Source organism: Lunatimonas lonarensis (assembly GCF_000390185.1).
GTDB lineage: Bacteria > Bacteroidota > Bacteroidia > Cytophagales > Cyclobacteriaceae > Lunatimonas > Lunatimonas lonarensis.
The window spans coordinates 48,382-74,485 of sequence record NZ_AQHR01000049.1; the positions used below are offsets into that span (position 1 = coordinate 48,382).

At 47.4% G+C, this 26,104-nt stretch carries 18 protein-coding genes; 8 read left to right on the forward strand and 10 right to left on the reverse strand.

Annotation, left to right across the window (positions count from 1 at the left end):
- Positions 1 to 91: 91 nt before the first annotated feature.
- Positions 92 to 814, forward strand: coding sequence for a hypothetical protein (locus tag ADIS_RS07595; RefSeq protein ID WP_035805139.1), 723 nt, complete (start codon positions 92 to 94; stop codon positions 812 to 814).
- 55 nt (positions 815 to 869) lie between these two features.
- Entirely contained in the window at positions 870 to 1,748 is an 879-nt protein-coding gene (gene lipA, locus ADIS_RS07600; RefSeq protein ID WP_010853826.1) for a lipoyl synthase, read from the forward strand.
- A gap of 58 nt (positions 1,749 to 1,806) precedes the next feature.
- On the opposite strand, the gene lpdA is transcribed toward lipA, so the two are convergent.
- From lpdA to ADIS_RS07635, 7 genes are all read right to left on the reverse strand, one after another.
- Entirely contained in the window at positions 1,807 to 3,204 is a 1,398-nt protein-coding gene (gene lpdA / locus ADIS_RS07605) for a dihydrolipoyl dehydrogenase (RefSeq protein WP_010853827.1), read from the reverse strand.
- Between the two features lie 106 nt (positions 3,205 to 3,310).
- The gene (gene odhB, locus ADIS_RS07610) at positions 3,311 to 4,849 is read right to left on the reverse strand and encodes a 2-oxoglutarate dehydrogenase complex dihydrolipoyllysine-residue succinyltransferase (RefSeq protein ID WP_010853828.1); all 1,539 of its coding nucleotides are present in this window, start codon (positions 4,847 to 4,849) and stop codon (positions 3,311 to 3,313) included.
- A gap of 84 nt (positions 4,850 to 4,933) precedes the next feature.
- Positions 4,934 to 7,732 (reverse strand): 2-oxoglutarate dehydrogenase E1 component, encoded by a 2,799-nt coding sequence (locus ADIS_RS07615; RefSeq protein ID WP_010853829.1) that lies wholly within the window; start codon positions 7,730 to 7,732, stop codon positions 4,934 to 4,936.
- Positions 7,733 to 7,966: 234 nt separating this feature from the next.
- The gene (locus ADIS_RS07620; RefSeq protein WP_010853830.1) at positions 7,967 to 8,779 is read right to left on the reverse strand and encodes a Rossmann-fold NAD(P)-binding domain-containing protein; all 813 of its coding nucleotides are present in this window, start codon (positions 8,777 to 8,779) and stop codon (positions 7,967 to 7,969) included.
- Positions 8,780 to 8,850: 71 nt separating this feature from the next.
- Positions 8,851 to 9,477 carry a sterol desaturase family protein gene (locus ADIS_RS07625; RefSeq protein WP_010853831.1) on the reverse strand — a complete coding sequence of 209 codons (627 nt, stop codon included), beginning with the start codon at positions 9,475 to 9,477 and terminating at the stop codon, positions 8,851 to 8,853.
- A gap of 156 nt (positions 9,478 to 9,633) precedes the next feature.
- Positions 9,634 to 10,776 carry an N-acetyl-alpha-D-glucosaminyl L-malate synthase BshA gene (gene bshA, locus ADIS_RS07630; RefSeq protein ID WP_010853832.1) on the reverse strand — a complete coding sequence of 381 codons (1,143 nt, stop codon included), beginning with the start codon at positions 10,774 to 10,776 and terminating at the stop codon, positions 9,634 to 9,636.
- 50 nt (positions 10,777 to 10,826) lie between these two features.
- Positions 10,827 to 13,808: a glycoside hydrolase family 3 N-terminal domain-containing protein gene (locus ADIS_RS07635; RefSeq protein ID WP_010853833.1), complete on the reverse strand. Its 2,982-nt coding sequence runs from the start codon at positions 13,806 to 13,808 to the stop codon at positions 10,827 to 10,829.
- 298 nt (positions 13,809 to 14,106) lie between these two features.
- Here ADIS_RS07635 and ADIS_RS07640 point away from each other — a divergent pair, with 298 nt between their 5' ends.
- From ADIS_RS07640 to ADIS_RS07655, 4 genes are read left to right on the forward strand one after another with little or no spacing between them, the layout of a single operon-like run.
- Positions 14,107 to 14,520, forward strand: coding sequence for a hypothetical protein (locus ADIS_RS07640; protein ID WP_010853834.1), 414 nt, complete (start codon positions 14,107 to 14,109; stop codon positions 14,518 to 14,520).
- Positions 14,517 to 16,367, forward strand: a complete 1,851-nt coding sequence (mutL, locus tag ADIS_RS07645; RefSeq protein ID WP_010853835.1) for a DNA mismatch repair endonuclease MutL — start codon at positions 14,517 to 14,519, stop codon at positions 16,365 to 16,367. Before ADIS_RS07640 ends, mutL begins: the two co-directional genes overlap by 4 nt.
- A gap of 13 nt (positions 16,368 to 16,380) precedes the next feature.
- Positions 16,381 to 17,172, forward strand: coding sequence for a rhomboid family intramembrane serine protease (locus ADIS_RS07650; protein WP_035805147.1), 792 nt, complete (start codon positions 16,381 to 16,383; stop codon positions 17,170 to 17,172).
- A 1-nt stretch (position 17,173) separates the two neighbouring features.
- Positions 17,174 to 18,103: a rhomboid family intramembrane serine protease gene (locus tag ADIS_RS07655; RefSeq protein ID WP_010853837.1), complete on the forward strand. Its 930-nt coding sequence runs from the start codon at positions 17,174 to 17,176 to the stop codon at positions 18,101 to 18,103.
- A 31-nt stretch (positions 18,104 to 18,134) separates the two neighbouring features.
- On the opposite strand, the gene rlmN is transcribed toward ADIS_RS07655, so the two are convergent.
- Both rlmN and ADIS_RS07665 read right to left on the reverse strand, forming a co-directional pair.
- Positions 18,135 to 19,196, reverse strand: coding sequence for a 23S rRNA (adenine(2503)-C(2))-methyltransferase RlmN (gene rlmN / locus ADIS_RS07660; RefSeq protein ID WP_035805179.1), 1,062 nt, complete (start codon positions 19,194 to 19,196; stop codon positions 18,135 to 18,137).
- Between the two features lie 103 nt (positions 19,197 to 19,299).
- Positions 19,300 to 20,772 carry a sulfatase gene (locus ADIS_RS07665; protein ID WP_035805154.1) on the reverse strand — a complete coding sequence of 491 codons (1,473 nt, stop codon included), beginning with the start codon at positions 20,770 to 20,772 and terminating at the stop codon, positions 19,300 to 19,302.
- A gap of 267 nt (positions 20,773 to 21,039) precedes the next feature.
- Here ADIS_RS07665 and clpB point away from each other — a divergent pair, with 267 nt between their 5' ends.
- Together clpB and ADIS_RS07680 are read left to right on the forward strand one after the other, a co-directional pair.
- Positions 21,040 to 23,661: an ATP-dependent chaperone ClpB gene (gene clpB / locus ADIS_RS07670; protein WP_010853840.1), complete on the forward strand. Its 2,622-nt coding sequence runs from the start codon at positions 21,040 to 21,042 to the stop codon at positions 23,659 to 23,661.
- Positions 23,662 to 23,947: 286 nt separating this feature from the next.
- Complete coding sequence (locus ADIS_RS07680) at positions 23,948 to 24,439, forward strand: YehS family protein (RefSeq protein ID WP_010853842.1); 492 nt, start codon at positions 23,948 to 23,950, stop codon at positions 24,437 to 24,439.
- 447 nt (positions 24,440 to 24,886) lie between these two features.
- Here ADIS_RS07680 and ADIS_RS07690 read toward each other — a convergent pair whose 3' ends face one another.
- Positions 24,887 to 26,101: a glycoside hydrolase family 57 protein gene (locus ADIS_RS07690; RefSeq protein WP_010853843.1), complete on the reverse strand. Its 1,215-nt coding sequence runs from the start codon at positions 26,099 to 26,101 to the stop codon at positions 24,887 to 24,889.
- Between the last annotated feature and the right edge of the window lie 3 nt (positions 26,102 to 26,104).

Genomic DNA, 26,104 nt, shown 5'->3' on the forward strand with positions numbered 1-26,104 from the left:
TACTTCCGATTATCTGCTATTTTTAGGATTCCAAACAAGAACATTGTACGGGATTCCGACGTTACCTTTCTGCGAGTATATGGGAACTACCATGAGATACCTGATTATTTTCTGCTTTATTTGTTTGGGTAGTCTCCCTGCCCATGGACAGCGGGAGGATGCCGGCAACTACGAATACGATAGGGAAGTACTGTTTGGCATAAATAAAAACACGAACGGTGGTCTTATCGGTGGCATAAGTTTTAAGATCGGCAGCAGCATCGATGACAACCTGTTTCAATTCTTCCAATTGGAATTGGCAAACGTAAAGAACCCAAAAGAAGTGCGTTACAACACCGCACTGGGAAATAGTTTTATTTTTGGCAAATCAAATTACCTATATTCCATCCGCCCTCAGTACGGACGTGAAATCATCATGTTCAAAAAGGCACCCCATCAGGGCGTGCAGGTTTCTGCCCTGGCAGCCGTTGGTCCCACCCTTGGACTGATCGCCCCCTATTATATAGAAGTCTACCTAAGCAGAACCGAAACCATCAGGCAGCAATATGATCCGAATCTGCATCAAAGCAGGTTCGATGTATTGGGCCCAGGAAGGCTTTTTGAAGGCATCGGGGAATCAGAGTTAGCCTTTGGTGCCCATGCCAAGGCGGCACTTTCATTTGAATTTGGCTTTTTTAAATCAAATGTTACCGGTCTGGAACTCGGTTACCTGTTAGAGGGTTTTGGTAAGGAAATCGTACTCATGCCGACCACTGAAAATCGTCAGATTTTTCAATCGGTGTATTTTACGCTGTTTTACGGATTCAGGAGGTGACCCTCTTAAGAAAAGTCCGAATACAGTAATCGTACCACTTGACTCAACACGGATTATGATAGAATTGCCGGTTATTTCAGTAGAACAGACTAAAAGAAAAAAACCTGACTGGTTGCGGGTTAAACTCCCTGTAGGAAAAGAATATGCAGCTGTCCGCAAGTTGGTTGACGAACATAAACTCCATACTATCTGTGAAAGTGGAAATTGTCCCAACATGGGCGAATGTTGGGGTGCGGGCACCGCTACCTTTATGATTTTGGGCAATGTATGCACCAGATCCTGTTCGTTTTGCGCGGTGGCAACGGGTAGGCCACCCGAATACGACACAGATGAACCTCGGCGGGTAGCCGAAGCCATTCGATTGATGAAAGTAAAGCATGCGGTGATCACTTCCGTAAACCGGGACGAACTAAAGGACAGAGGTGCCGAAATCTGGTATCAAACAGTCGTAGAGACAAAAAGACTTTCCCCAGAGACAACGATTGAAACCCTCATCCCGGACGTAAAGTCAAACTGGGACGCCCTGATTCGTATGATAGAAGGGGGGCAGGAAGTGGTATCCCACAACATGGAAACTGTGGAACGACTATACAAAAGGGTACGTCCCCAGGCCAAGTATGTACGTTCATTGGAGCAGATCAAGCGTACAAAAGAGTTTGGAAAGCGAACTAAGACAGGCATCATGCTTGGTCTAGGTGAGACTGTTGACGAAGTCCATAAGGCTATGGATGATTTGGTTGCACATGGCTGCGATATTCTTACCTTGGGCCAGTACCTTCAACCAACAAAAATGCATATTGAGGTAGCTGAATTTATCCATCCAGAACAATTTGACTCCTATCGGGACGAAGGACTAAAACGAGGCCTGAAATATGTGGAGTCCGGGCCGTTGGTTCGGTCTTCCTACCACGCAGAACGGCATGTAAATGTATAAACCAAGAAAGGTTTCCTGATCCTAGGAACCTTTCTTGGTTTATGTGGCTAATAAATTGCTAAATATGCAAAGCGCGGTTGTCAGTTGCCGCTAGACATGCCTCCCTAAATACCTCTGTATAAGTAGGGTGGGCATGTGACATGCGAGCGATATCCTCAGCGGATGCCCTAAACTCCATGGCAACGACCGCCTCGGCTATCATATCCGCGACCCTAGGCCCGATCATGTGCACACCCAAGATCTCATCTGTCTTCGCATCTGCCAATACCTTTACAAGCCCGTCCAAATCTCCGGAAGCACGTGCCCTTCCCGATGCCATAAATGGAAACTTTCCTGACTTAAAAGAAACACCCTTTTCTTTCAACTGCTCCTCGGTATACCCAACTCCTGCCACTTCCGGCCAAGTATATACTACATTCGGAATCAGCAAATAATTGATATGGGGCTTTTGGCCGACTAGTTGCTCAACGACAAAAACACCCTCTTCCTCCGCTTTGTGTGCCAACATAGCTCCTTTCACCACGTCTCCAATCGCATAGATGTTCTCTGCGGATGTCCTCAAGTGGTCATCCACCTCAACCTGTCCTCTTTCGGATATTTTTATACCAGCAGCTTCGGCATGTAGGCCATCCGTATAGGGCCTTCTGCCAATTGATACCAATACATAATCTCCGGTAAGCTGCACTTGCTCCCCTTTAGGACTATCCGCTGTAACAGTTACTTCCTCACCATTTCGCTCGACAGCAGTGACCTTATGCTTCAAATAGAACTCAACACCCAACTTTTTAAGGGACTTCTGAAGCTCTTTTCCCATGGCTCTATCCATCGTAGGAATCAGAGAGTCCATGAACTCAACCACAGAAACCTTTGCACCTACCCGCGCAAACACGGATCCTAATTCGAGACCAATAACCCCACCTCCGATTACAATCAGATGCTTAGGGATTTGGGTAAGATTCAAAATTTCAGTGGATGTAATGATTCGCTCCTTATCCAGTTTTATAAAGGGAAGACTTGCCGGCTTGGAACCTGTGGCAACGATAATATACTTCCCTTTTATTTCTTCAGAAGCACCATCTTCCTTGGTTACCTTTACCGTGTTTTTATCCAAAAAAGACCCCATTCCATGATGGACGTCGATTTTGTTTTTCTTCATTAGGTATTGTATACCATCCACATTTTGCTTTACTACCTCTGCTTTCCGGCTGATCATCTGTGGCATATTCACCGAAAGCCCTTTGAGGTCAATTCCATGGGATTTGAAGGCATGGGCAGCATTATGGTAATGCTCGGAAGAATCAAGTAAGGCTTTGGAAGGGATACATCCCACATTCAAACAGGTGCCACCAAGGGTTGGGTATTTCTCTACGATAGCCGTTTTCAACCCAAGCTGGGCAGCACGAATAGCGGCCACATATCCTCCAGGCCCGGAGCCTATTACTATTAAGTCATACATAGTTGATCTATTTATCCCCTACGTTTTCATCAATGAGCAGGGGTGTGATTGAATGAAAAAACCTCTTGAAGCTCGTCACTTCAAGAGGAACACCTAACGGGTTAAATTAAACTCCTATCAACAGGCGGGTTGGGTCTTCCAACAACTGCTTCACCCGAACCAAGAAACTAACCGACTCCCTTCCATCGATAATTCGGTGATCATAAGAAAGTGCCAGGTACATCATCGGAAGTATCTTCACTTCTCCATTTACCGCCATGGGACGTTCAACGATATTATGCATCCCTAATATCGCAGACTGGGGAGCATTGATAATAGGCGTTGACATCATTGACCCGAAAATACCCCCATTTGTAAGCGTGAATGTACCTCCTGTCATTTCCTCTATGGTAAGTTTTCCATCTCTGGCTTTTACGGCCAGCCGAACTACCTCCTTCTCTACCTCAGCAAAGGACATTTTCTCCGCATTTCGAATTACGGGTACTACCAATCCCTTCGGTGAAGAGACAGCAATAGAGATATCACAGAAATCATGATAGATGATCTCATTCCCGTCAATTTGTGCATTTACTGCCGGCCATTCCTGAAGGGCAACACAGGCAGCCTTTGTAAAAAAGGACATAAAGCCCAAGTTTACCTGATGTTTATCTTTGAATTGATCCTTGTATTGTTTTCTCAGATCCATGATTGGCTTCATGTTTACCTCGTTAAATGTGGTAAGCATGGCTGTTTCGTTTTTCGCTGCCACCAAACGTCTGGAAATCGTACGCCGTAGAGAGGACATCTTCTCGCGTCTTGCCGCACGACTTTCTGCTGCTGCCACCTTTTCAACTTGCGGTGCTGTAGGAGTAGCTGGCTTTGCAGAAACTGGCTTTGCAGGTGGCTTTGCATTTTCCGCATCCTCTTTCGTGATCCGTCCGTCTTTTCCGGTGCCATTTACAGCCGACGTATCGATCCCCTTCTCTGCCAATATCTTCGCCGCCGCAGGGGAGGCATGACCCGTAGCGTAGCTTCCCTTCGAAGAAGCTGATTCAGAATACACAACAGGTGCTTCACCGCTTGCTTTGGTTGTATCGGAGGATTTTGGTGCCGACGCCTCCTCAATTTGACAGATCAATCCACCGATCTCCAACGTATCCCCTTCCTTGGCCACATGGCGTAGGATTCCCGAGGCTTCGGCAGGAAGTTCAAACGTAGCCTTATCGGAATCGACCTCAGCAATGATCTCATCCAAGTCTACGTACTCGCCGTCGGCCTTCAACCACGTGGCCAGCGTAACCTCCGTAATGGATTCTCCGACAGTAGGTACCACCATGTCCTTCACCGAACCTGCTGATTTCTGCTCCACGGGATCGGGGCTTTGCTCATTGGAAACCAATCCACCTGAAGATTCTGGCTTGCTCGACTTGCCTTCGGCATCGATCTCACAGATAACTGCACCAATTTCCAGCGTCTCCCCTTCTTGCGCATTGATACGCAATATGCCAGATGCTTCAGCTGCCAGTTCAAAAGTTGCCTTATCAGACTCCAGTTCACAAATCACCTCATCCATTTCTACATGGTCGCCATCATTTTTAAACCATTGGCCTATGGTTACTTCGGTAATGGATTCCCCTACGGCGGGGACTTTAATTGCTATACTCATGTGGTCTTTGCTTAATCTCCGAGCGATCCATCGCCCAAAAACGTATTCTTTAACTGATTAAAATCACACTGAAATAACTTGAACCTATTTGATGTACAAGGCCCTTTCCAGAATCTGCCTTTGTTCCTCCACGTGCACCTTATTAAAGCCAGTGGCCGGCGATGCACTTGGCTTTCGGGCAACCACATTCATGGACGGAATATCTTTGAACAGGTTGCGAACCATAAACGACCAATATCCCATGTTCTCAGGTTCTTCCTGAACCCAGAGCACCTCTGATCCTTCATAGCCACTTAGTGCCTGGAGCAATTGGTTTTTGGGAAGTGGATGTAACTGTTCCACTCGGATGATAGCTACATCTTTGATTTTCTCCTTTTCTCTCAGTTCGTCCAGTTCATAATAGATTTTGCCGGAGCACAAGATAACTCTTTTTACCTTCTTTGGATCCACCGTGTTGTCCAAGATCGTCTCTCTGAATCTACCAGCGGTAAATTCCTCCACAGGAGAAAACACCTTGGGGTGTCTCAACAGCGATTTAGGGGACATAACAATGCAGGGTTTCCTAAACTCCCAGGCCATCTGCCTTCGCAGCAGGTGGAAGAAGTTGGAAGGTTCGGTCACGTTGGCAACCACTACGTTATTTTCAGCCGCCAGCTGAAGGAAACGCTCCGGACGGGCATTAGAATGTTCCGGTCCCTGGCCTTCGTATCCGTGGGGAAGCAGCATTACCAAACCGTTCATTTTTTGCCATTTCGACTCGCCCGAGGTGATGAACTGATCAATCATGGTCTGGGCACCGTTGGCAAAATCCCCAAACTGCGCCTCCCAGATAGTAAGTGCGTTGGGATTTGCCATCGCATACCCATACTCAAAGCCCAACACCGCATATTCCGAAAGCAGCGAGTTGTAGATATAAAACTTGCCCTTATTGTCTTTAAGTTCTTTCAGCGAATTGTAGGGCTTATTGGTAACCGCATCGTGGATTACGGCATGCCTGTGAGAGAAGGTACCCCGCTGACAATCCTGACCGGTAATGCGTACCGTTCTCCCTTCCAATAGCAGTGACCCATAGGCCAACAGCTCGGCTGCCGCCCAGTTAAGGGACTTGGACTTAAAAAACATGTCCTTGCGTTGCTTCACCTGCGCCTCTATCTGTTTGATTGGTTTGAATCCTTTCGGGATGAAGGTCAACGCTTCGGCTACTTTAGCAATAAAATCCTCTGTGATCCCCGTTTCTGGAGACAGCTCAAAATCCTCCGTCTTCGCACGCCGCAGTTCAAGCCATGCTTTTTCAAAAGCCGAATAGGTATAGGGAAGTGGCTTCTCCTTTACCATGTTTAAGCGATCCTGCAACAGCTGACGAAACTCCTGGTCCATCTGCTTGGCCAACTGCGCATCTACCGCACCTTTTTCCATGAGTTTCTTGTTGTAGATCTCACGCGGGTTTGGATGCTTGGAAATGACATTATACAACTCCGGCTGGGTAAATTTGGGCTCATCGGATTCGTTATGGCCATGCCGGCGATAGCAAACCATGTCCACAAAAATATCCCTATTGTACTTTTGTCGAAACTCAACAGCCAACTTGGCCGCAAAAACTACTGCTTCCGGATCATCTCCATTTACGTGGATGACAGGCGCATCGATGATTTTTGCGACATCCGTACAATAAATTGAACTCCTGGCATCGTCAAAATCGGTTGTAAAACCAACCTGATTGTTGATCACAAAATGGATCGTGCCACCGGTGTAGTAGCCCTTCAGATTTGCCATCTGAGTCACCTCATATACAATTCCCTGCCCCGCCACCGCGGCATCTCCATGTATCAGGACGGGAATCATTTTTCCGGCATTCCCATCGTACTGATGATCAATCTTTGCCCGAACAAAGCCCTCCACGACCGGATTAACCGCCTCAAGGTGGGACGGATTCGGCGCAAGCTTCAAAATCATCAGCCTATCGCTTGGCGTCGGCACCTCACTTGAAAAGCCCATGTGGTACTTAACGTCGCCATCCCCCATGGTCAAGTCAGGCTTAGCTGTACCTTCAAACTCCGAAAAAATCTGCTCATAAGTTTTCCCCATGATATTGGCCAAGACATTCAGGCGACCTCTATGGGCCATACCGATCATTACTTCATCGACGCCGAGCTCTGCCCCTTTGTTTATCAGCGCATCAAGAAAGGGGATGGTGCTTTCTCCACCCTCCAGCGAAAACCGTTTCTGCCCCAGGTATTTTGTATGAAGAAAATTTTCAAAAACCACCGCTTCATTCAGCTTGGCCAAGATTCGCTTTTTCTCGACTATCGGCGGGTTGAATTCCAACGCCTCCTTTTCGATCTTGATTCGGAACCAATCCAAAATCTCCGGATCACGGATGTACATATACTCAAACCCCATACTGCCTTCATAGATCGTCTTTAGGGATTCGATGATCTTACTCAGCTTGGCGTTGCCTATCCCTATTTCGTTGCCCGCCTGAAACTCCTTTTCCAGATCGGATTTATCCAGCCCAAAGTCAGCCAAATCCAAAAGTGCTCGCCGGTCGCGCCGTTCCCTAACGGGATTGGTCTTAGACCTGAGGTGACCGCGGGATCGATAGGCATGGATAAAGGCACGCACCTTGATTTCCTTTGGCAGCTCCTCCATGTCCATGATAGAACCCTTGGTGGCCAAATTCCCATTCTCAGCTACGTTGGAACCCTGTACGGACGCTTCAACGGCGGGATCCCCGTCTTCGCCAAATTTGGTGATGGCAAAATCAAAGCCGTCAAAAAAGGCCTTCCAACTCGGATCAACCGATTCTGGATTCCGCTTGTAGTCATCATAGAGCTCGTCTATGTATGCGACGTGTGCATTGGAGATGTACGAATATTTATCCATCGTTTGTTTGTTTCAGAAATACAAAGCTATATAAATTTGATTTTTTTTGAAAACCGCTTATACGCATACACAAATACATCTGATTATCAGGTAAGTTAATTTTAGAATTCAGACGGTTATTTTGTGAAAATAGAATTTTCACCTGTTTTTGTTAGGTATGCCCGATTAGAAAATAGTTGGTTTGGAAACACGGTCTACAAATCCACTTTTTTCAATAAAATAAACGCGAATATTTTACAGTTTATACGGAAAAGTGCATGGGTCAGGATAATCAAACACAAAACCGGTTGCCAAAAACTTGGCAGAAGAAACCAACTTCCACGTGGCGTTTTCATTCCCATAGGAGACTGGTGGTGCAAAACCAAGTTGCTTTGCATTTGCCTCGTACACCTCCCTCTTGGCAGGATGTAACGGAGCGGTAATGTTATAGACCTCACCCCAGAGGTCGTTTCTGATGATCCAATGAACGGATCTTACCGCATCGGATCTATACACATAATTGGCCGGAGCATGGCCTACCACATCCAATCTTCCTGAAAAATAACGACCCGGAACCCGGTTGTCTCCAAGCAAGCCTCCAAAACGAATAATCGTCAGACGGTCGCCAAAAAAGGACTGCATTATCTTTTCACCTTTGTGCAGCACCGGGTTACCCGTATTTTCAGGGTTAAGCAGCAAGCCCTCCTCTACCTCTCGATTCAAATCGGGATAAACCGAGGTAGAACTCACATAAATAGCCCGCTTCACGCTCCCCTTGTTTACCATTTCAAGCAAATACCCCAGCTGATCTATGTGGAAATCATCCGACCTGGTTCGCCTGGCGGGAGGTATGTTTACGTACAAAACATCTGCAGTGAAAAGCTCCTCAAAATCCTCCCCTGAAGGTTCCGGACCAAGGGAAAGAAGCCTTGCATCAATCCCATTTCCCTGTAGGATTGACCTTTTTTCAGGCTTGGTGGTCGAACCAATGACCTGATAACTATTTTCAACGAGCAGGTGTCCCAGTGGTTCACCTATCCATCCCAATCCCAAAATGCTTACCTTCATAACTTGACTCCAAAACCGTAGCGAATAGAACGTAGTGCCATAAAAAAGGGCTGAAAAAATCAGCCCTTTCGTTATTGCCTTTTAGGCATTGTTCCGAATACAAAGTCCCAAATCGGCGTACTCACTCCAAACGCCACATCGGGGTCTTTATAGTGGTGAATGGCATGGTTGACCCACAAAACCTTCAGGAAGTTTTTTGGCGGCTGAAAGGCATGAACGATATAGTGAACCCCTAGGTATGCCGCGTAACCCATCAAAAATCCGGGCAGAAAATAAAAGGTATATTCGCCCATGATGAAATTGAAAACAAAGTAAAGGATCACTGCATACATTGCCGAAATAAAGGGAGGCATGGCCAATCGATCCTTATCCTTCGGATAATCGTGGTGAACCCCGTGAACCGAATATTGTAGCTTGTCTTTAAATTTGGAATCGGGCTCCATGTGATACAGGTAGCGATGCATGATGTACTCTACCAATGTAAAGGCCAAAAATCCACCAATAATCAATAGGACCGCCCCCAAAACACCAATGTCAGTAGTTGAAATACCCCAATAGAGGGAATAAGCACCAAAACCCAAAAACATGGCAATGGGCACACTAATGTGTGTTCTACTGATTTTTTCAAGCACAGGATTGGCAAACATACGTGCTGTACCACTGTTATCCGGCCTGTCTAATCTCCCTATTTTCTTCATCCTTCTGATCGTTAATCTAAGTTTAAACTGATAACCAACGCACTGACAAAATACTTCCCCCTCTACCTTCAATCCTTCCTTTCACAAGGATGCAAATGTAACGTATTTGGCACCACTTGAGGTTTCATTTTTCCATTAAAATAAAAATGATATTTGTCATTTGGCAAAGGCCACCGCCGCATCTTCCACCGTCTTACGATAAAACGCTTCATAAAGTGGAAGTATTTTGGAGACATCAAAGTCTATTGCCCTGTTAAGAGCATTTTCCTTAAAACGAGGCAGATTTTCGTCCGAAAGGATGTCCAAGGCCCGTTCGGTCATTGTTTCGATGTCACCCACCTCACATACATACCCGGTAATCCCATCCAGATTCAATTCGGGTATCCCCCCTGCATTGGACGAAAGCACCGGAACCTCACACGCCATCGCCTCTAGGGCCGCCAATCCAAAACTTTCCTTTTCGGAAGGCATCAAAAACAAATCCGCCAATGAAAGAACTTCTTCCACTGCCTCCAACTTACCCAAAAACCGCACATCTTCCCATGTTTCGTATTGCCGGGACAGGCGTTCCATTTTGTCCCGCTCGGGACCATCTCCCACTAACAATAATTTTACGGGAAGCACCTTCCTGACCTTTCTGAACACTTTCAAGACATCCTCCACGCGCTTTACCTTCCGGAAATTGGAGGTGTGGACAAGAAGCTTTTCCCCGTTGGGGCAGATGGCTCGTTTGAAATGTTCCTTTTTCTGCCTTTTAAACCGCCCTAAATCGATGAAATTGGGAATAACCTCTATGTGTCGCTTTACATCAAAATGCTCAAGGGTCGCCTTTCGTAGATCTTCAGAGACCGCGGTAACGCCATCCGACTTGTTGATGCTAAAGGTAACCACGGGCTCGTAACTTGGATCTTTACCTACCAAGGTGATATCTGTCCCATGTAGCGTGGTCACCACGGGGATATGAATCCCCTGTTCTTTGAGGATTTGCTTAGCCATGTACGCCGCTGACGCATGGGGAATCGCATAATGCACGTGCAGAAGATCGAGCTTTTCATATTTAACTACATTCACCATCTTACTCGCAAGCGCAAGTTCATAAGGTGCGTGGTCGAATAGCGGATAGCTCTTTATGTCCACCTCGTGGTAAAAAAGATTCTCGTTAAAAAAATCCAACCGGGTAGGTTGGCTATAGGTTATAAAGTGTATCTTATGGCCTTCTTTTGACAGTGCTTTACCCAATTCGGTAGCAACGACACCACTGCCACCAAATGTGGGGTAACAAACAATCCCAATCTTCATAGTGCTCTGCATTAACTCAGGGGCTTAACATCAAAAGCCTTGGCTTTTGTTCAAATACCGGCCAAAAGAAACGGTCTGGAAAAGGATTTGTAGATAATATCGTGAACTTCAGCGCGGATCTTATCTTTATTTATCAGATTATTGCCCGCACTTGGGTATACTCTGTTTGAAAGAAAAACGAAAACCAACTCATTTTCGGGATCTGCCCAAACGGCCGTCCCAGTAAAACCGGTGTGTCCAAAGGACGACTTGGGGGCCAGCTTTCCTACAGCTGCCCGCTTCGTCGGATCTGGTTCCGGACGATCCCAACCCCAGCCTCTGCGTATGTAAGGGGACTGCTTGTCGGTAAAAGTCCGGACCGTCTCTGGATCATAGAAGGAAAGATGCCCGTATTGTCCTCCCTGAAGTGTCATCTGCATCATCACCGCCAAATCATTTGCCGTGCCAAACAGGCCTGCGTGACCTGCCACTCCTCCGAAGATGGCCGCCCCCGGATCGTGTACATAGCCCTGCACTAACCCTTTTCTAAATGACTTGTCCTCCTCCGTGGGAGCTACGTTCGACGGATCCATCAATCGGTGCGGATGGTATCCCAAACGATGCAAGCCGAGGGGGTCAAAGAAATTCTGCCTCAGAAAGTCATCCATTGGCTGCCGCGTGAGCCCTTCGATCATTCGATGCAATAAAAACATACCCACGTCTGAATAGGTGTAGGAATACCGGTAATTGTCCCGGGCCCCTGACCGCTTCAGGTTCGATTCTAAGGTCCATTTCCAGACTGAATCGGGAAGCGAACGGTGGGCAAACATATTCTGGGATACCGGTAAGACAAAATCCTCCGATGGGAAGGTGCTATAGTATCCTTCCTTCCAATCCCCCCCTTGGATGGTTTGCTCATGATAAGGGATCCACCCCGGCAAACCTGCCTCATGGGTCATAATATCCCGGATTCGCAACTTTTCTTTATTTGTGCCGCGAAGATCTGTCAAATAAGTACCAATGGGATCATCCATCCGGATCAACCCCCGACTGTACAAAAACATCATGACCTGCGTAGTGGCCATCACCTTGGTAACCGAGGCCAAATCATACACTGTACCAACCGTCACTTCTTTGGATTGCTCGTAGTCAAAATGGCCATAGGCCTTCTCAAAGACTACTTTGCCATTTTTGGCCACCAACACTACCCCTCCTGGAAAAGCCCGCTTCCGAATAGCCGCATCCATCACCCCGTCAATTCCCAACAGCACACGGCTATCCATACCTACTGCCTCCGGTTCGGTATAAGCTAGCCTAGGTATAGCCACGGTCTCGCATCCCATCCCTTGAAGCAAGGTGTTGCTCAAACTCACCGGAAGGGTACCCGTGGCAGGCCTTGCACCAAACAAGACCTGTGGCACCAGCCGTTCCGTCATGTCATTTCCTTCATAGGCCAACACCAAATTGGGGAACGACTCAAAATTCCTAGCCGCATAGGCGTTACCGAAGACAACGGGAATCACGGTATGGCTTTGGCTAAGACGTTGCAAAAATGCCACGTCTGCTGGCTGTATGCCAAAATTCCGCCCAGGGTTATTGGTCACCCCCATCACACCCACCACAATGGTCGTATACTGTTTAAGGTTTTCTTCCAGCGCACGGAAATTATCCAGATTGCTGTTTGACCTCAATGTGTAGTGGGTAAACTTACCGTATTTACTTAGATACTCTTTAAACACATCCCCTCTGGCACCTATGGTCAATGAGGCCATTTTTTGCGTGTCTACATGTTTGATAGGGATATCTACCTGATCGTTTTTGGCAACCGTAATGGATGATGCATACAATTGCTCTATCAATGCTTTCGTCCCAAACGTACTTATCCTTTCAACCAGCCGGTTGGGGTTAATCTGCTGTGGTTTGTTCAATCCCGCCACATACTTCGCATTTAGGATCTTTCGTATCCTTCGGTCTATGTCATCCTGATTAAGTTCTCCCTTACGTACAGCCTCCAAGATCAAGGCTTTTGACCTAGGAACGTTTTCGGAGTATAAAAGAACATCGTTTCCGGCCTTCAATGCCATCAGATCCACTTCACCGGGAGGATATAGGTTACTAACCCCCTTCATATTCAGCGCATCGGTAAAAATAAGCCCCTCAAACCCCATCTCTTCCTTTAACAACCGGGTCACCACCTGGCTCGACAGCGTAGTGGGCTGCTTCGGACTGCTTCCCAAACTGGGCACATGCAAATGGGCCACCATTACACTCATCAACCCCTCATTAAAAAGCTCCCTGTATGGAAACAAGTCCACATCCATAATCTGATCCCGAGAATTGTAGATGACCGGGGTCGTGTAATGGGAATCTGAACTGGTATCCCCGTGCCCGGGAAAGTGCTTGGCGTTAGCCAATATGCCGTTTTCCTGCATGCCCTTCATGTAGGCAACGGATTTTCTACTTACCAAGTGCTTCTCCTCACCAAATGACCGGTAGCCAATTACCGGATTGTCCGGGTTGGAATTCACATCTACCACTGGCGCAAAATTGATATGCATGCCCATTTCCTTAAATTGTCGGGCTATCTCGCCGCCCATCTGATAGATCAGTTGGTCGTTTGGACTGGCACCCAGTGTCATCTGTTTGGGAAATTGCAGCACGCTGTCTAGCCGCATACCAGGGCCCCACTCTGCATCCATCGCAATAAAAAGGGGCACGCCTGATACCGACTGAAAATGATTGGTCAGCTGGGCTTGGCGTGCAGGACCGCCCTGAAAAAAAATCAGTCCTCCAAGCTTTTGTTCCCGGATAAGTCTTGTGAGCTCATCTTTGTGTCGTTGGTCCTTGTTGGAATAGGCAGCTACCATAAAAAGTTGGCCCAGTCTATCTTCAAAGGACATGCTGTTGAACACGCTGTCCACCCACCTGGCCTGATCTCTGGGGTTCGCACTTACCAGCGGATCCCGTGGCACCTTATCCCAGCTGCCTCCACCGAATACAACCTGTACCCAGCAACTCAGAACACACAAAACCGCACAAACTTTTTGACACATGGAACCGTTTAAATTTTATCCGTACTGAATTTAAGGTTAGCTTTGTAAGCACGAAGGCTTTGATCAAACGTACATATTTTCAACCTATCAACCTATCAAAAGTTGATAAACCGTTGAAATTTTATGTCAAATAAAGCCCCTAAGTACCGTTTCGGACAGAAACTCAGAAAACCCGTCCAGCATGGTAAGAGACGGGAATTGCCACCATTTATATATATTATAGAGCCCTTGAGTTTTCCGATTAGTTCTTGGATGGCCAAGTTGCTTCGGCGGGCAGATCATTCAACCTAGCTAAGACATGAAGTTTCCATCAATATTCAGAGTAAACCAACCCCATCGGTTCCAGATTACACCAAGGCACTATGATCCCGTAAAGGAAGAAATACAGCAGCGGACCGAGCGAATCAAACGAGAGCTTCAACAAGAAGGTCTCATTCATCCTGACGAAGAGGACGCCGAAACAGGTATCAGATACCATGGAGGTTCACCCATCCGTGGGGCGTTTACCCAGGGAAGCCCCATAAAAAGAAAACCGAGCAGCCTATTCGAAAGTACCGGAATGATCAGGTTGATCATCATGGTATTGTTAATCGGAGGGTTTGGAGGGTATATCTACGTGGGGCCGGATTTCTTATACTATATGCTTTATTTGGGGGTGACCGTAGTGGCTTTCTTCGCATTGTTTAGACTAAAATCCGTCACCAAAAAATGAGTGACCTCATCCAACTTCTTCCCGATGCCATCGCCAATCAAATCGCGGCCGGTGAGGTAGTGCAGCGGCCTGCGTCCGCCTTAAAAGAACTGCTCGAAAACTCGTTGGATGCCGGTGCCAAGCACATAAAGGTGATCGTAAAGGACGGAGGAAAGCAGCTTATTCAGGTAATCGATGATGGAGGCGGTATGTCCATTACGGATGCCCGGATGTCGTTCGAGCGCCATGCCACCTCCAAGATCCGAAAATCGGAGGACCTGTTCTGCATCCGTACCTTTGGTTTCAGGGGGGAGGCACTTGCCTCCATTGCAGCGGTGGCACAGGTAGAAATGAAAACCAAACGCGGACAGGATGAGCTTGGCACCTTGCTCTGTGTAGAAGGATCTGAGGTAAGGAAGCAGGAACCCGTTCAGTGTGCCAACGGCACCTCCATCGCCGTCAAAAACCTGTTCTTCAACGTACCTGCACGGCGTAATTTCCTTAAATCCAATGCCGTGGAAACCAAACATCTGGTGGAGGAATTTCAACGCATCGCGCTTTCGTATCCGGAAGTCTCCTTTAGCTTTTTTCAGAATGATATGCAGCTTTTCAGCCTGTCACCCGGAAAACTCAGCAAGCGAATAGTCGGTGTACTTGGTCAAGGATACCAAGATCAACTCGTCGTCTGCCAGGAGGAAACGTCCCTTCTTCGTATCAAGGGATATATCGGAAAGCCAGGCAGCGCCAAAAAAACCCGGGGAGATCAATACTTCTTTGTAAACAATCGCTACATAAAAAGCAGCTACTTACACCATGCCGTCGTAAATGCATTCGAAGGGCTGATGGCTGCAGATCAGCATCCCTTTTATGTGCTGTTTTTGGAAATCGACCCGAGCCATATAGACATCAACGTACATCCTACCAAAACCGAAATCAAATTTGACGATGAGCGCACGGTGTACGGCGTGCTAAAAGCAGCGATCAAGCAGGCCTTGGGAGCCCATTTGGTGGTGCCCACTATTGATTTTTCGGTTGATGCCAACTTCACGGACTCCTGGCAAAACAACCGCCCTCAAAATGAGACCGTGCAGTCTGAAAACTCCTATAGAAACTTTCAGTCGCCGGGCTTCCGAAAGCAACACGTCAGTGGCTGGGAGAAGCTCTTCGACAACCCCTCCATTCCAAGCCAAAAGGAGGAGGATTTGCTTTTGCATCAACGTCAAACGGCCACTGAGACCGTCACATTCGCCAGCCGTGCCAATCAACAGGATGAGCCCGATAGGGCGATCCAAGACCAAAAAATCACGGGCAACACATTCCAGGTCGCTTCCAAATACATTGTGGCCCAGGTATCATCCGGCTTGCTGGTATTTGATCAGCAGGCCTGTCACGAACGAATTCTCTATGAACGGTTTGTTAGGCAACTTAACCACGCTAAAGGGGCCTCCCAACAGTGCCTTTTCCCTCAAACCCTAAACCTGAGTCAGGCGGATTTCATATTGGTCATGGAACTTCAGGAAGAATTGGCAAACCTCGGCTTTATCGTAAGCTCTTTCGGAAACACCACGATCATCATCAATGGTGTTCCCGCAGACGTTGCCATCACCAACGAAAAAGCACTGTTTGAATCCCTACTGGAACAGTTCAAGCACTTTAAATCCGAGCTTTCGTTGGACAAACGGGAAAACTTAGCCCGATCGCTGGCCAGGCGTTCCTCGCTGAAGTCGGGCCAAAAGCTAAGCTCCCAGGAAATGGAAAACCTCGTAGGGCAGCTATTCGTGTGCGAAAACCCAAATTATAGTCCCACAGGGAACAAAACCTTTGTGAAATTGGATTTATCTAAAATAGACAGTTTTTTCAACCAATAACTCCTCCGAATTTATGTTTCGACCGTTAACCCCTACTGTGAAAAACATCTTGTTGATCACCGTAGGTATGCATATCATTACCGTGTTTTTCATGCCGCAGCTGAAGGGATGGTTTGCATTGTACCACATAGAATCTCGGTTTTTTCTCCCGTTCCAATTTGTCACCTACATGTTTATGCATGCCGACTTTTGGCATCTGTTCAGCAACATGTTCGGTTTGTTTATCTTCGGCCCTCTTTTGGAACAGTTCATGGGTCCGAAAAAAATCATTATTCTCTGGATGGTATGCGGTATCGGATCAGGCGTTCTGTATTCCGGATACAATGTCTATCGGATCAACCAACTCAACCACCAGATCGAAACCTTTTCGGAAAACCCAGATCCAGAGGTTTTCAACCGCTTTGTGTCGTCAAACAGGCACCTCTTCAATCCAAGTATCTACGACTTGGTGGATTCATACAGCCGAAATCCGGACAACCCGGAATTGATAGATCGCGCGAAAAGTAGAATGCTGGCAGTCAGAGACCGGCAGGTAAATATCCCCATGGTGGGTGCATCTGGCGCACTATTTGGGGTATTGATCGCCTTTGGGATGCTGTTTCCAAACACCCAGCTTTTCCTGCTCTTCCCCCCCATGCCGGTGAAAGCAAAATACCTCGTGCTGTTTTATGGACTATACACGGTATATCATATATTTGTAAGTAATCCCGAAGACAATGTCGCTCATTTTGCCCACCTGTCCGGGCTGGTTATCGGCGCAATCTTGGTGACGAATTGGAAACGGGATAGACGAAATTTCTACTGACATGTACGGAGGATTTTGGTATAACATAAAAAACGCCTTCAGCCAAAAAAACAACGGGCTATACAAATTATTGGCCATCAATATTTTGCTCTTTGTTGTATTTATGGTTTTGCGCGTATTCCTCACACTAAGTGGTGCAGGGGAAGGATACCGTTCGTTGATTTCATTTTTTATGATGCCGGCATCCGTGCCCGCTTTCCTTTCCAAACCCTGGACGCTGTTTACCTACATGTTTTTGCATGAGGGGTTCCTTCACATTTTGTTCAATATGCTGTTCATGTACTGGTTTGGCCTACTGGTTCATGATTTCCTGGGAAGCCGAAAACTAGTCAACCTATACGTACTGGGGGGTCTCGCCGGCGGTGTATTTTACATGCTGATCTACAACATCGCTCCCTATTTCAGCAATCAGGTAGAGGGATCACTTATGCTGGGTGCCAGTGCAGGTGTCTATGCGATCGTTGTGGCAGCGGCCACGCTACGTCCCAACACAGAGTTTCACCTATTATTACTCGGCCCGGTAAAAATTAAATACATTGCCATTTTCTACGTGTTGATTGCATTTGCCAATTCTGCAGGCAGCAATGCTGGCGGGGAGATTGCCCACCTGGGAGGGGCTTTCATGGGCTACTATTATATCCTGCAATTAAACAAGGGGAAAGATATCGGCATTTTTATACAGGTGGTTGGAACCTTCTTCGAAAAGCTTTTCTCCAAAAAAACCAAAGTAAAAGTTACCTATAGAAGGTCTTCAGAGGAACCTCGTTCAACGTTTTCGCAAACACCACCTGCCCCCAAAAGCAGTTCCTCAAAAACCGATGTAACTACCCAAGAGGAGATAGACCGAATCCTGGACAAAATTGCGGAGAAAGGGTATGACAACCTTAGCAAAGAGGAAAAACGAAAGCTTTTTGACTTCAGTAACAAATAGCTGACCTTATTTGCTTTACCAAAAAACTGGCTTACCCGAGGGTCACGAGATCATTCTTATTGGCCAATTGTCCACAGGCGGCGTCAATATCCTGACCCCTCGATTTCCTAACTTTGGCGACGATATCAAACCTCTCCAACACCTGCACGTAAAGATCCAGCTTGTCCGGGTCTGCCTGTTGGAATTCCCCATCATCGATGGGATTGTATTGGATGAGATTCACCTTTGAGGGAATGATTTGACAGAATTTCGCCAGTGCCAAGGCATGGGCTTCATCATCGTTTATCCCCTTCCAGACCACGTATTCATAGGTGACCTTTCGCTTTGTTTTGCGGTACCAGTACCGCAACGCATCCGCTAGGTCCTCCAGCGGATTGGAATCGTTAATGGGCATCAGCCTACTCCTGGTCTCATTAATAGCCGAATGCAGGGAAACCGCGAGGTTAAACTTCACTTCATCGTCGGCCAGCTTGCGTATCATCTTACATACGCCCACCGTAGAGACGGTAATGCGCTTCGGAGAAATACCAAGCCCCTCCGGAGAGGTGATCTTTTCGATCGCCTCCAACAGATTGGCGTAATTCAACAAGGGCTCTCCCATTCCCATAAAAACAATATTGGTCAGTGGCCGGTCAAAATAAACCTTGGCCTCCTCCATGATTGCCGCCACCTGATCAAAAATCTCGTCCGGGTGCAGGTTACGCATGCGCTTCAATCGCGCAGTGGCACAAAAATTACAATCCAAGCTGCAGCCTACTTGGGAAGACACACAGGCCGTGATCCGCTTGGGCGTTGGGATAAGCACCGACTCCACAATCTTGCCATCGTACAGCTTCACCGCATTTTTTATTGTGCCGTCCACACTGCGCTTCATCTGATCCACCCGAATGTGGTTGATCACGAAGTGCTGCTCGATACGTTCTCTCGTAGCTTTGGACAGGTTGGTCATTTCTGCAAAATTCTTCAACCGTTTGTTCCAAAGCCAATCGTAAACCTGCTTGGCCCGAAATTTCTTCTCTCCTATCGAAAGAAAAAACACTTCGAGCTCCGCCAAGCTCAATTTCCTAATGTCCCTTTTTTGCTCTTGTTCCATTGTAAAAAAACTCATGCTACCTCGCATCGAATGCGGGCCATCATTTGCCATTTAACCATCTCGACGCTCCATAAGTTCAGCCAAGACTGCTTGCAATAATCTTCTAAAGTGCAGTCCCCAAGTTTCCGGGCACCTCTTTTCGTACAGGAAACCTCGCACCTGTTTCCGTCAACCTGTCAAAAAGCCGTTGCTGGAATTCATCCGCTAGTTCCGGCATGATGTCGGAAAGGTTATTCACTTCTTCCGGATCCCCTTCTAAGTCAAATAGCTCCCTTGTCTCCGTTTCATAATAGTAGATAAGCTTCCACTTACCCACTCGAAGCGCCGAACCGGGCCTCCAGGCACTCCCGTGGTAGTGCGGATAGTGCCAAAACAACTCCTCCCGATCCCCAATTTCCCGGGATGGATCAGTCAACAGAGGAACCAGGCTAACGCCGTCATGTGGCTGATGGGAAATCTCGGCAAGGGAAAGCATGGTGGTGAAATAATCCATGCTAACTACGGGATAGTCTATCACCCTGCCAGGCCGGGCAACGCCTGGCCCTGAGATCAACAGGGGCACCCGAATCCCACCTTCGTAGCACCACCCCTTCCCTGCCCGCAACGGCCCGTTTGCCGTGGGGGCACCTTCCTGAAAAAGCGTAGAAAGCCCTCCATTGTCAGAGGTGAAAATGACCCAAGTATTCTCGTCCAAACCAAGCTCAACCAGCGCTTCCATTATTCGTCCAACGTTCTCATCCATCGCAGCTACCATGGAAGCATACCCCGTATTGTCCTGTATCAGCTTGGTCACACCATCGACACCCTCCTTACGATAGCCTTCCAACGCCGATAGGTTTGCCATTTCCTTTTTCTGGAGATATCGCTCGTGATGGCGGGGCACGGCTTGAATCGGTGTATGAACGGTGTAATAGGAAAGGTAAAGCAAAAATGGCTTATCCCCGCTTTCTTTCATCAGCCGGATGCTTTCCTGTGTGAGTCGATCTGTCAGATATTCCCCTTCCGGCCCGTCCTCAAGTCGGGGATTTCCATAGGGAGAAAAATAACCATTGGCCACCCCCTCCTTCAACTGGGGAGCACCTACGCTCCAACCCCCAATATTGATATCAAACCCCTGGTTTTCGGGCCAGTACTTCTCTTCTTCACCCAAATGCCACTTACCGACAAAATACGTGTGGTACCCCCCTTCTTTAAACTTCTCGCCCAAGGTCTCCTCCTCTAGTGCCAACTCATGGCTTATCTGCGGAGTGATGATAGGTCTAATGGCCGCATCCCTATCAAATCCGGGAATCCAATCGGTAATATTCAAACGGTTGGGATGCTGCCCGGTCATGAGTGCTGCCCGGGTAGGACTGCACACCGGATGGGCAGCATAGGCTTGGCTAAACCGCACCCCCCTTCGCGCCAGAGCATCCAAGTTCGGTGTATCGTAAAATGTCTCAGGCCAGTTTGCCCCTATATCCGCCCAGCCTAAATCATCCACCAGAATAAACACAAAATTCGGCCTCTTTTCAGGTACGGTATGGCAGGAAACGAGGATCAATCCCGCCAGTAAAAGACAGATAATACTTTTCATAATTAGGTAGAAAATAGATAACAAGCCAATCCCCTAGTTGGGAATAAGCAAAAATAAGGAACCAATCTGGATATCTACGCCAACGCTGTCAATCCAAAGGAAAATTTCCTGTAGACAAAGGATTGACAGAATATGTCAAAATGTCTGATTTAGAGAATTCAAAACAAGAAAATCAGCCAAACTTTCCGATAATTTCGTAAAAAGCAGATTGGTTGAAAATTTGAACGAGGCTACTAACGCATCAAGAAACAATAAACAGAGGAAGCAATGGACTTTAAACAATATACCATAAAATCTCAGGAGTCAATCCAAAAAGCACTGGAGCTATGTACGGCGCAACAACAGCAAGTGATCGAACCTGCCCACTTGTTAAAAGCCATTTTACTGGAAGACGGAAATGTGTCTGACTTCCTACTCCAGCGGCTTGGGATTAATCCCAAGCTGTTGATACAGAAATTGGATGAGGGCATACAGCGTTTACCAAAAGTAAGCGGACAGCAGCAGCCCTATGTATCCCAAGCATTGGGGCAAGTCTTTCAGAAGGCAAAGGACTACATGAAACCTTTTGGCGATGAATTTATCGCTGTGGAACACTTGCTGTTAGGGATATTAGCAGGAAATGATCCCACCGCCAAACTACTGAAAGAACTCGGTATAACGGAAGAACGCCTAATAAGCGCAATCAAGGAACTAAGAAAAGGAAATAAAGTGACTGATCAAAACGCAGAATCAACTTACAGGTCGTTGGAGAAATACTCCAAAAACCTGAACGAGCTCGCCAAAAAGGGTAAGATAGACCCGGTAATTGGCCGGGACGAAGAAATCCGCAGAGTACTACAGATACTTGCGCGGCGAACAAAAAACAACCCCATTCTATTGGGAGAGCCCGGCGTCGGAAAAACGGCGATTGTCGAAGGCCTGGCCCAGCGAATTGAAAGTGGGGATGTACCCGAAAACCTCAAATCCAAAACGATTATTTCGTTGGATATGGGCCTATTGGTCGCAGGGGCCAAGTACAAGGGAGAGTTTGAGGAACGGCTGAAGGCGGTGATCAAAGAAGTAACCGACTCCGACGGGCAGATCATTCTTTTCATTGACGAGATCCATACGCTGATAGGTGCCGGCGGAGGTGGAGAGGGAGCCATGGACGCAGCCAACCTGCTCAAGCCAGCCCTGGCACGGGGAGAATTGCACGCAATCGGTGCGACTACACTGAAGGAGTATCAAAAGTATATAGAGAAGGATAAGGCACTCGAAAGAAGGTTTCAGCAGGTAATCGTAGACGAGCCGGATGCCGCAGACGCTATCTCCATCCTGCGGGGGATCAAAGACAAATACGAGCTGCACCACGGTGTGCGGATCAAGGATGACGCCGTCATTGCCGCGGTGGAGCTATCCCAACGCTATATATCAGACAGGTATTTGCCCGATAAGGCCATTGACCTGATGGACGAGGCGGCGGCTAAACTCCGAATGGAAATTGACTCTCTTCCTCAGGAACTTGATGAGTTAAACCGCCGGATCATGCAGCTCGAAATTGAGCGGGAAGCGATCCGACGCGAAAAAGACAAGGACAAAGAGGCCATCCTAAGCAAGGAAATCGCCGAGCTTTCCGAAAAACGCCAGGTGATCCGAGTCAAATGGGAAAGCGAAAAGGCCGTAATCCAGGGGATACAACGGGAGAAAGAAAACATCGAAAAACTACGAATCGAGGCCGAGCAAGCCGAACGGGCGGGAGATTTTGGCAAAGTAGCCGAAATACGCTACGGAAAGATTCTGGAAAGTGAAGCCAAACTCAGTTCCTTCCAGCAGGAGCTTAAGAAAATCCAAGAAGGATCTTCACTGCTCAAGGAAGAAGTGGACAACGAAGACATCGCCGCGGTGGTCTCCAAATGGACAGGAATTCCTGTTTCCAAGATGATCCAAAGTGAACGTGAAAAACTACTTCACCTAGAGGATGAACTTGGCAAGCGGGTAGCCGGTCAAAAGGAGGCCATCACCGCCCTGTCTGATGCCGTGAGAAGAAGCAGGGCAGGGCTCCAAGACCCAAAACGCCCCATTGGATCCTTTATCTTCCTGGGAACCACCGGTGTGGGAAAAACTGAGCTTGCCAAGGCCCTTGCGGAATACCTCTTTAACGACGAAAACGCGATGGTTCGGATCGATATGTCCGAATACCAGGAGCGCCATGCCGTGAGCAGGTTGGTAGGTGCCCCTCCCGGCTATGTGGGCTACGACGAGGGCGGCCAACTAACCGAGGCGGTGCGAAGAAAGCCCTACTCGGTGGTACTTCTAGACGAAATAGAAAAAGCGCATCCAGACGTGTTCAATATTCTTCTACAGGTACTCGACGACGGTAGGCTGACCGACAACAAAGGGCGGCTGGCCAACTTCAAAAACACCATCATCATCATGACTACCAATATCGGGTCAACGCTGATCCAAGAGCGGTTTGACAGCATGGATGAATGGAATAAGGAGCAGGTGATGGAAAACACCAAAAATGAGGTGTTCTCACTTCTGAAAAAATCGGTACGACCTGAGTTCCTAAACCGAATTGATGAGGTGATTATGTTCGAACCCCTAAGTAGGGCCATCATTCGTAAAATTGTCGACATACAGTGGAAGGAAATCCAAGGAAGGCTGTCTGAATCGGGAATCGAACTGGAAGCAACCTCCGAGGTATTGGACTACCTGGGTGAAGTGGGGTTTGATCCACAGTTTGGTGCAAGGCCTCTAAAGCGTACCATGCAGCGATTGATACTGAATGAACTGTCCAAACAGATTCTAAGTGGCTATATCAAAAACGACAGCGCGGTATTGGTAGATCTGGATGCGGATAAGCAGGTGTACTTCAAAAACATCGACGAAGTGCCGATCGCAGACTAGAAACCCTATGATTGGGCAGGCTGTTTCGCTTTTTTTGATAGCCCCCGAGAACGTAAAGAGTTTAGGGTCAACCAGCCTTCCTTTCGGTGTTTTAGCCGAAAGGAAGGCTTTTTTTGGTTAGGGCAACGGCACGGGACAGAACTCGGTCTCCAACTGATGTTCAGTCTTCATCCACCGCCCCCACCACACCCATTTCGGCCATACCCCATATCCTAAAAATCCGTACCTTTGCGTCGATTTGGCACTAATCCGAAAAGGCCTTAACAACCCCATCCCAAAACCCACCATGGAAAACAACTACATTCTTCGAAACCTCCGTTATATTTTTGAGCTTGGTGACGACAAGATGATATCCTTATTCGCACTCGCCGGAAAAACCGTATCGCGGGAAGAGGTAAGCAACTGGCTGAAAAAAGAGGATGATCCGGACTTTAAAAGCATCTATGACAAAGAACTAGCCTATTTTTTGACTGGCCTCATCATAAAAAACCGGGGCAAACAGGAAGGCAAGACTCCTTTGGTTGAAAAAAAACTTAGCAACAACGACGTCCTCCGCAAGCTGCGCATCGCGTTAAGCCTACAGGACGAGGACATGCTGGAGATCCTTTCGCGGGCCGGCCAACACCTCAGCAAGCACGAACTGAGTGCGTTTTTCCGAAAACCTACCCAAAGCCAGTATCGGCCCTGCAAGGATCAGGTCCTACGTAACTTTATCAAAGGGCTTAAACTGACGTACCGAAGAGAGGATAGTTCAAAACCCGAAAGTCTGGAGGGATAGGCTAAACATTGATCAGGCTTTGATTTCCCGGCAAACTACGCTATTTATTACTTCTATAGTCTTCCGCCCTTTCAATTTGTCCATCCCTCTTGTAATACGTCCAAATGCTGTCTTTAGCCAAAATAACAGACCGAGTAGTAACCCCGCAATTGCCCAAAAAACGGGAAATAGAATTACATATCCCAAAGAAGCACTTTGATCTCGTAGCATTCCAGAAATAAAGTACATAGTGATAGCTGAATATGCTATTGCAAATAGCAGTAATGCTTTATCCAATTTCCGACTTCTAGTATCGTTTGTCATTGTCTTTTTATAGGGGTTCACCAACTCAGACCTAGTACTTTTTCCGTCTATCTGCAAACGCCAGTTCTAGCGAAAAAAGAAAAGGCTGCCCAACTTTTCGGACAGCCTATTGATTATCATCCAGTACCGTGAGGTCATTAGTTGCTATACCAACATGCCCACCGCAGCCTCCTCTTCCTGCTTCAGCCTAAGAATAAAGTCACTAAGCACATTCATGTAGTTGATAAAGGCTTCGTAGGGGCTCTCGTAGGGACTAAAATACGCGTGGATATCTCCATCTGAGAAAAACTTGGTACACATGTAATAGAAGTGGTCACTTGTCTGCAGGTAGTTCCAGTCTCGGTGTATCTCGGGATCCTTTGATCTCTTCACCCGCGCTTCGAGCTGATACAGCTTGTCAAATGCCTCATCCTGTAGATCGTTCCCTAACCAGGCCGTCAGATCGCGTTCCTCATCTGCCCACGAGATGGGGGTGGGGACATGGATCATTCCGACAGGTGCTACTTGGCCAATGACTTCCGATGGGGTCGCAAAACCAAAATCCGAGGAAGCGAACACGGCTTCCGGCAAATGCCTCATAAATTCAAAAATACCCGTTTCGGCCCACTGATGCTCGCCAAAGGTTTCATAATCCATGAACAGGTTCAACACGTCCTCGTTGGCGGGGATCTGATTGATCCAACTGACAAATTTCTCCGTTGTCAGCGGATAGTCGGACCATTTCGGTTCGCCAAACCTAAATGCTATATCATCGCTCAGCCTAAAATTCTTCAAAAGCACCTTAAGCTTAGGCTCGATGGCATTTGCATAAAGGTAATTGGGGCTCTTCCAGCCCAGAATATGCTTCGCACCTTCGGTCAAGACTCCCTCGAACCCCAGGTCATAAACCATCTTCCCAATCTTATCTGAGTAGATAAGCTCGGTGTTACGAAAGACCTTTGGTGTATATCCGTTGAAAAGCTCCTTTATACGCTGCTGATGCTTGCCTACCATATCCCTAAACTCGGATTCACTTTTCAGCGCACATAAAGCGTGTGCGTAGGTCTCGCTGAGCAGCTCCACCTTTCCGGTAGCCACGAGTCTCTGAAAACTGGCCAACACCTCCGGTGCATACGCCTCCATTTGATCCAGTATCGTCCCCGATAGGGAAAAGCACACCTTAAATCGGCCTTGGTGCTTTTCAATAAGCTCCAAAAGGAGGGCATTCATGGGCAGGTAACATTTTTCAGCCACCTTTCTCATGATGCTTCTGTTCGAAAAATCGTCCCAATATTGGTGATCTTCCCCTATTTCAAAAAATCTATATGGCTTCAGCCTATAGGGCTGGTGCACCTGGAAATAAAAACAGATAGATCTCATAGT

Coding starts and splice junctions, on each gene's coding strand:
- bshA (WP_010853832.1), bottom strand. CDS start 10,776: ATGAAGATTGGGATTGTTTGTTACCCCACATTTGGTGGCAGTGGTGTC.
- ADIS_RS07620 (WP_010853830.1), bottom strand. CDS start 8,779: ATGAAGGTAAGCATTTTGGGATTGGGATGGATAGGTGAACCACTGGGA.
- ADIS_RS07655 (WP_010853837.1), top strand. CDS start 17,174: ATGTACGGAGGATTTTGGTATAACATAAAAAACGCCTTCAGCCAAAAA.
- ADIS_RS07665 (WP_035805154.1), bottom strand. CDS start 20,772: ATGAAAAGTATTATCTGTCTTTTACTGGCGGGATTGATCCTCGTTTCC.
- rlmN (WP_035805179.1), bottom strand. CDS start 19,196: ATGGAACAAGAGCAAAAAAGGGACATTAGGAAATTGAGCTTGGCGGAG.
- ADIS_RS07650 (WP_035805147.1), top strand. CDS start 16,381: ATGTTTCGACCGTTAACCCCTACTGTGAAAAACATCTTGTTGATCACC.
- lipA (WP_010853826.1), top strand. CDS start 870: ATGATAGAATTGCCGGTTATTTCAGTAGAACAGACTAAAAGAAAAAAA.
- lpdA (WP_010853827.1), bottom strand. CDS start 3,204: ATGTATGACTTAATAGTAATAGGCTCCGGGCCTGGAGGATATGTGGCC.
- ADIS_RS07680 (WP_010853842.1), top strand. CDS start 23,948: ATGGAAAACAACTACATTCTTCGAAACCTCCGTTATATTTTTGAGCTT.
- ADIS_RS07625 (WP_010853831.1), bottom strand. CDS start 9,477: ATGAAGAAAATAGGGAGATTAGACAGGCCGGATAACAGTGGTACAGCA.
- ADIS_RS07690 (WP_010853843.1), bottom strand. CDS start 26,101: ATGAGATCTATCTGTTTTTATTTCCAGGTGCACCAGCCCTATAGGCTG.
- mutL (WP_010853835.1), top strand. CDS start 14,517: ATGAGTGACCTCATCCAACTTCTTCCCGATGCCATCGCCAATCAAATC.
- ADIS_RS07595 (WP_035805139.1), top strand. CDS start 92: ATGAGATACCTGATTATTTTCTGCTTTATTTGTTTGGGTAGTCTCCCT.
- odhB (WP_010853828.1), bottom strand. CDS start 4,849: ATGAGTATAGCAATTAAAGTCCCCGCCGTAGGGGAATCCATTACCGAA.
- clpB (WP_010853840.1), top strand. CDS start 21,040: ATGGACTTTAAACAATATACCATAAAATCTCAGGAGTCAATCCAAAAA.
- ADIS_RS07640 (WP_010853834.1), top strand. CDS start 14,107: ATGAAGTTTCCATCAATATTCAGAGTAAACCAACCCCATCGGTTCCAG.
- ADIS_RS07615 (WP_010853829.1), bottom strand. CDS start 7,732: ATGGATAAATATTCGTACATCTCCAATGCACACGTCGCATACATAGAC.
- ADIS_RS07635 (WP_010853833.1), bottom strand. CDS start 13,808: ATGTGTCAAAAAGTTTGTGCGGTTTTGTGTGTTCTGAGTTGCTGGGTA.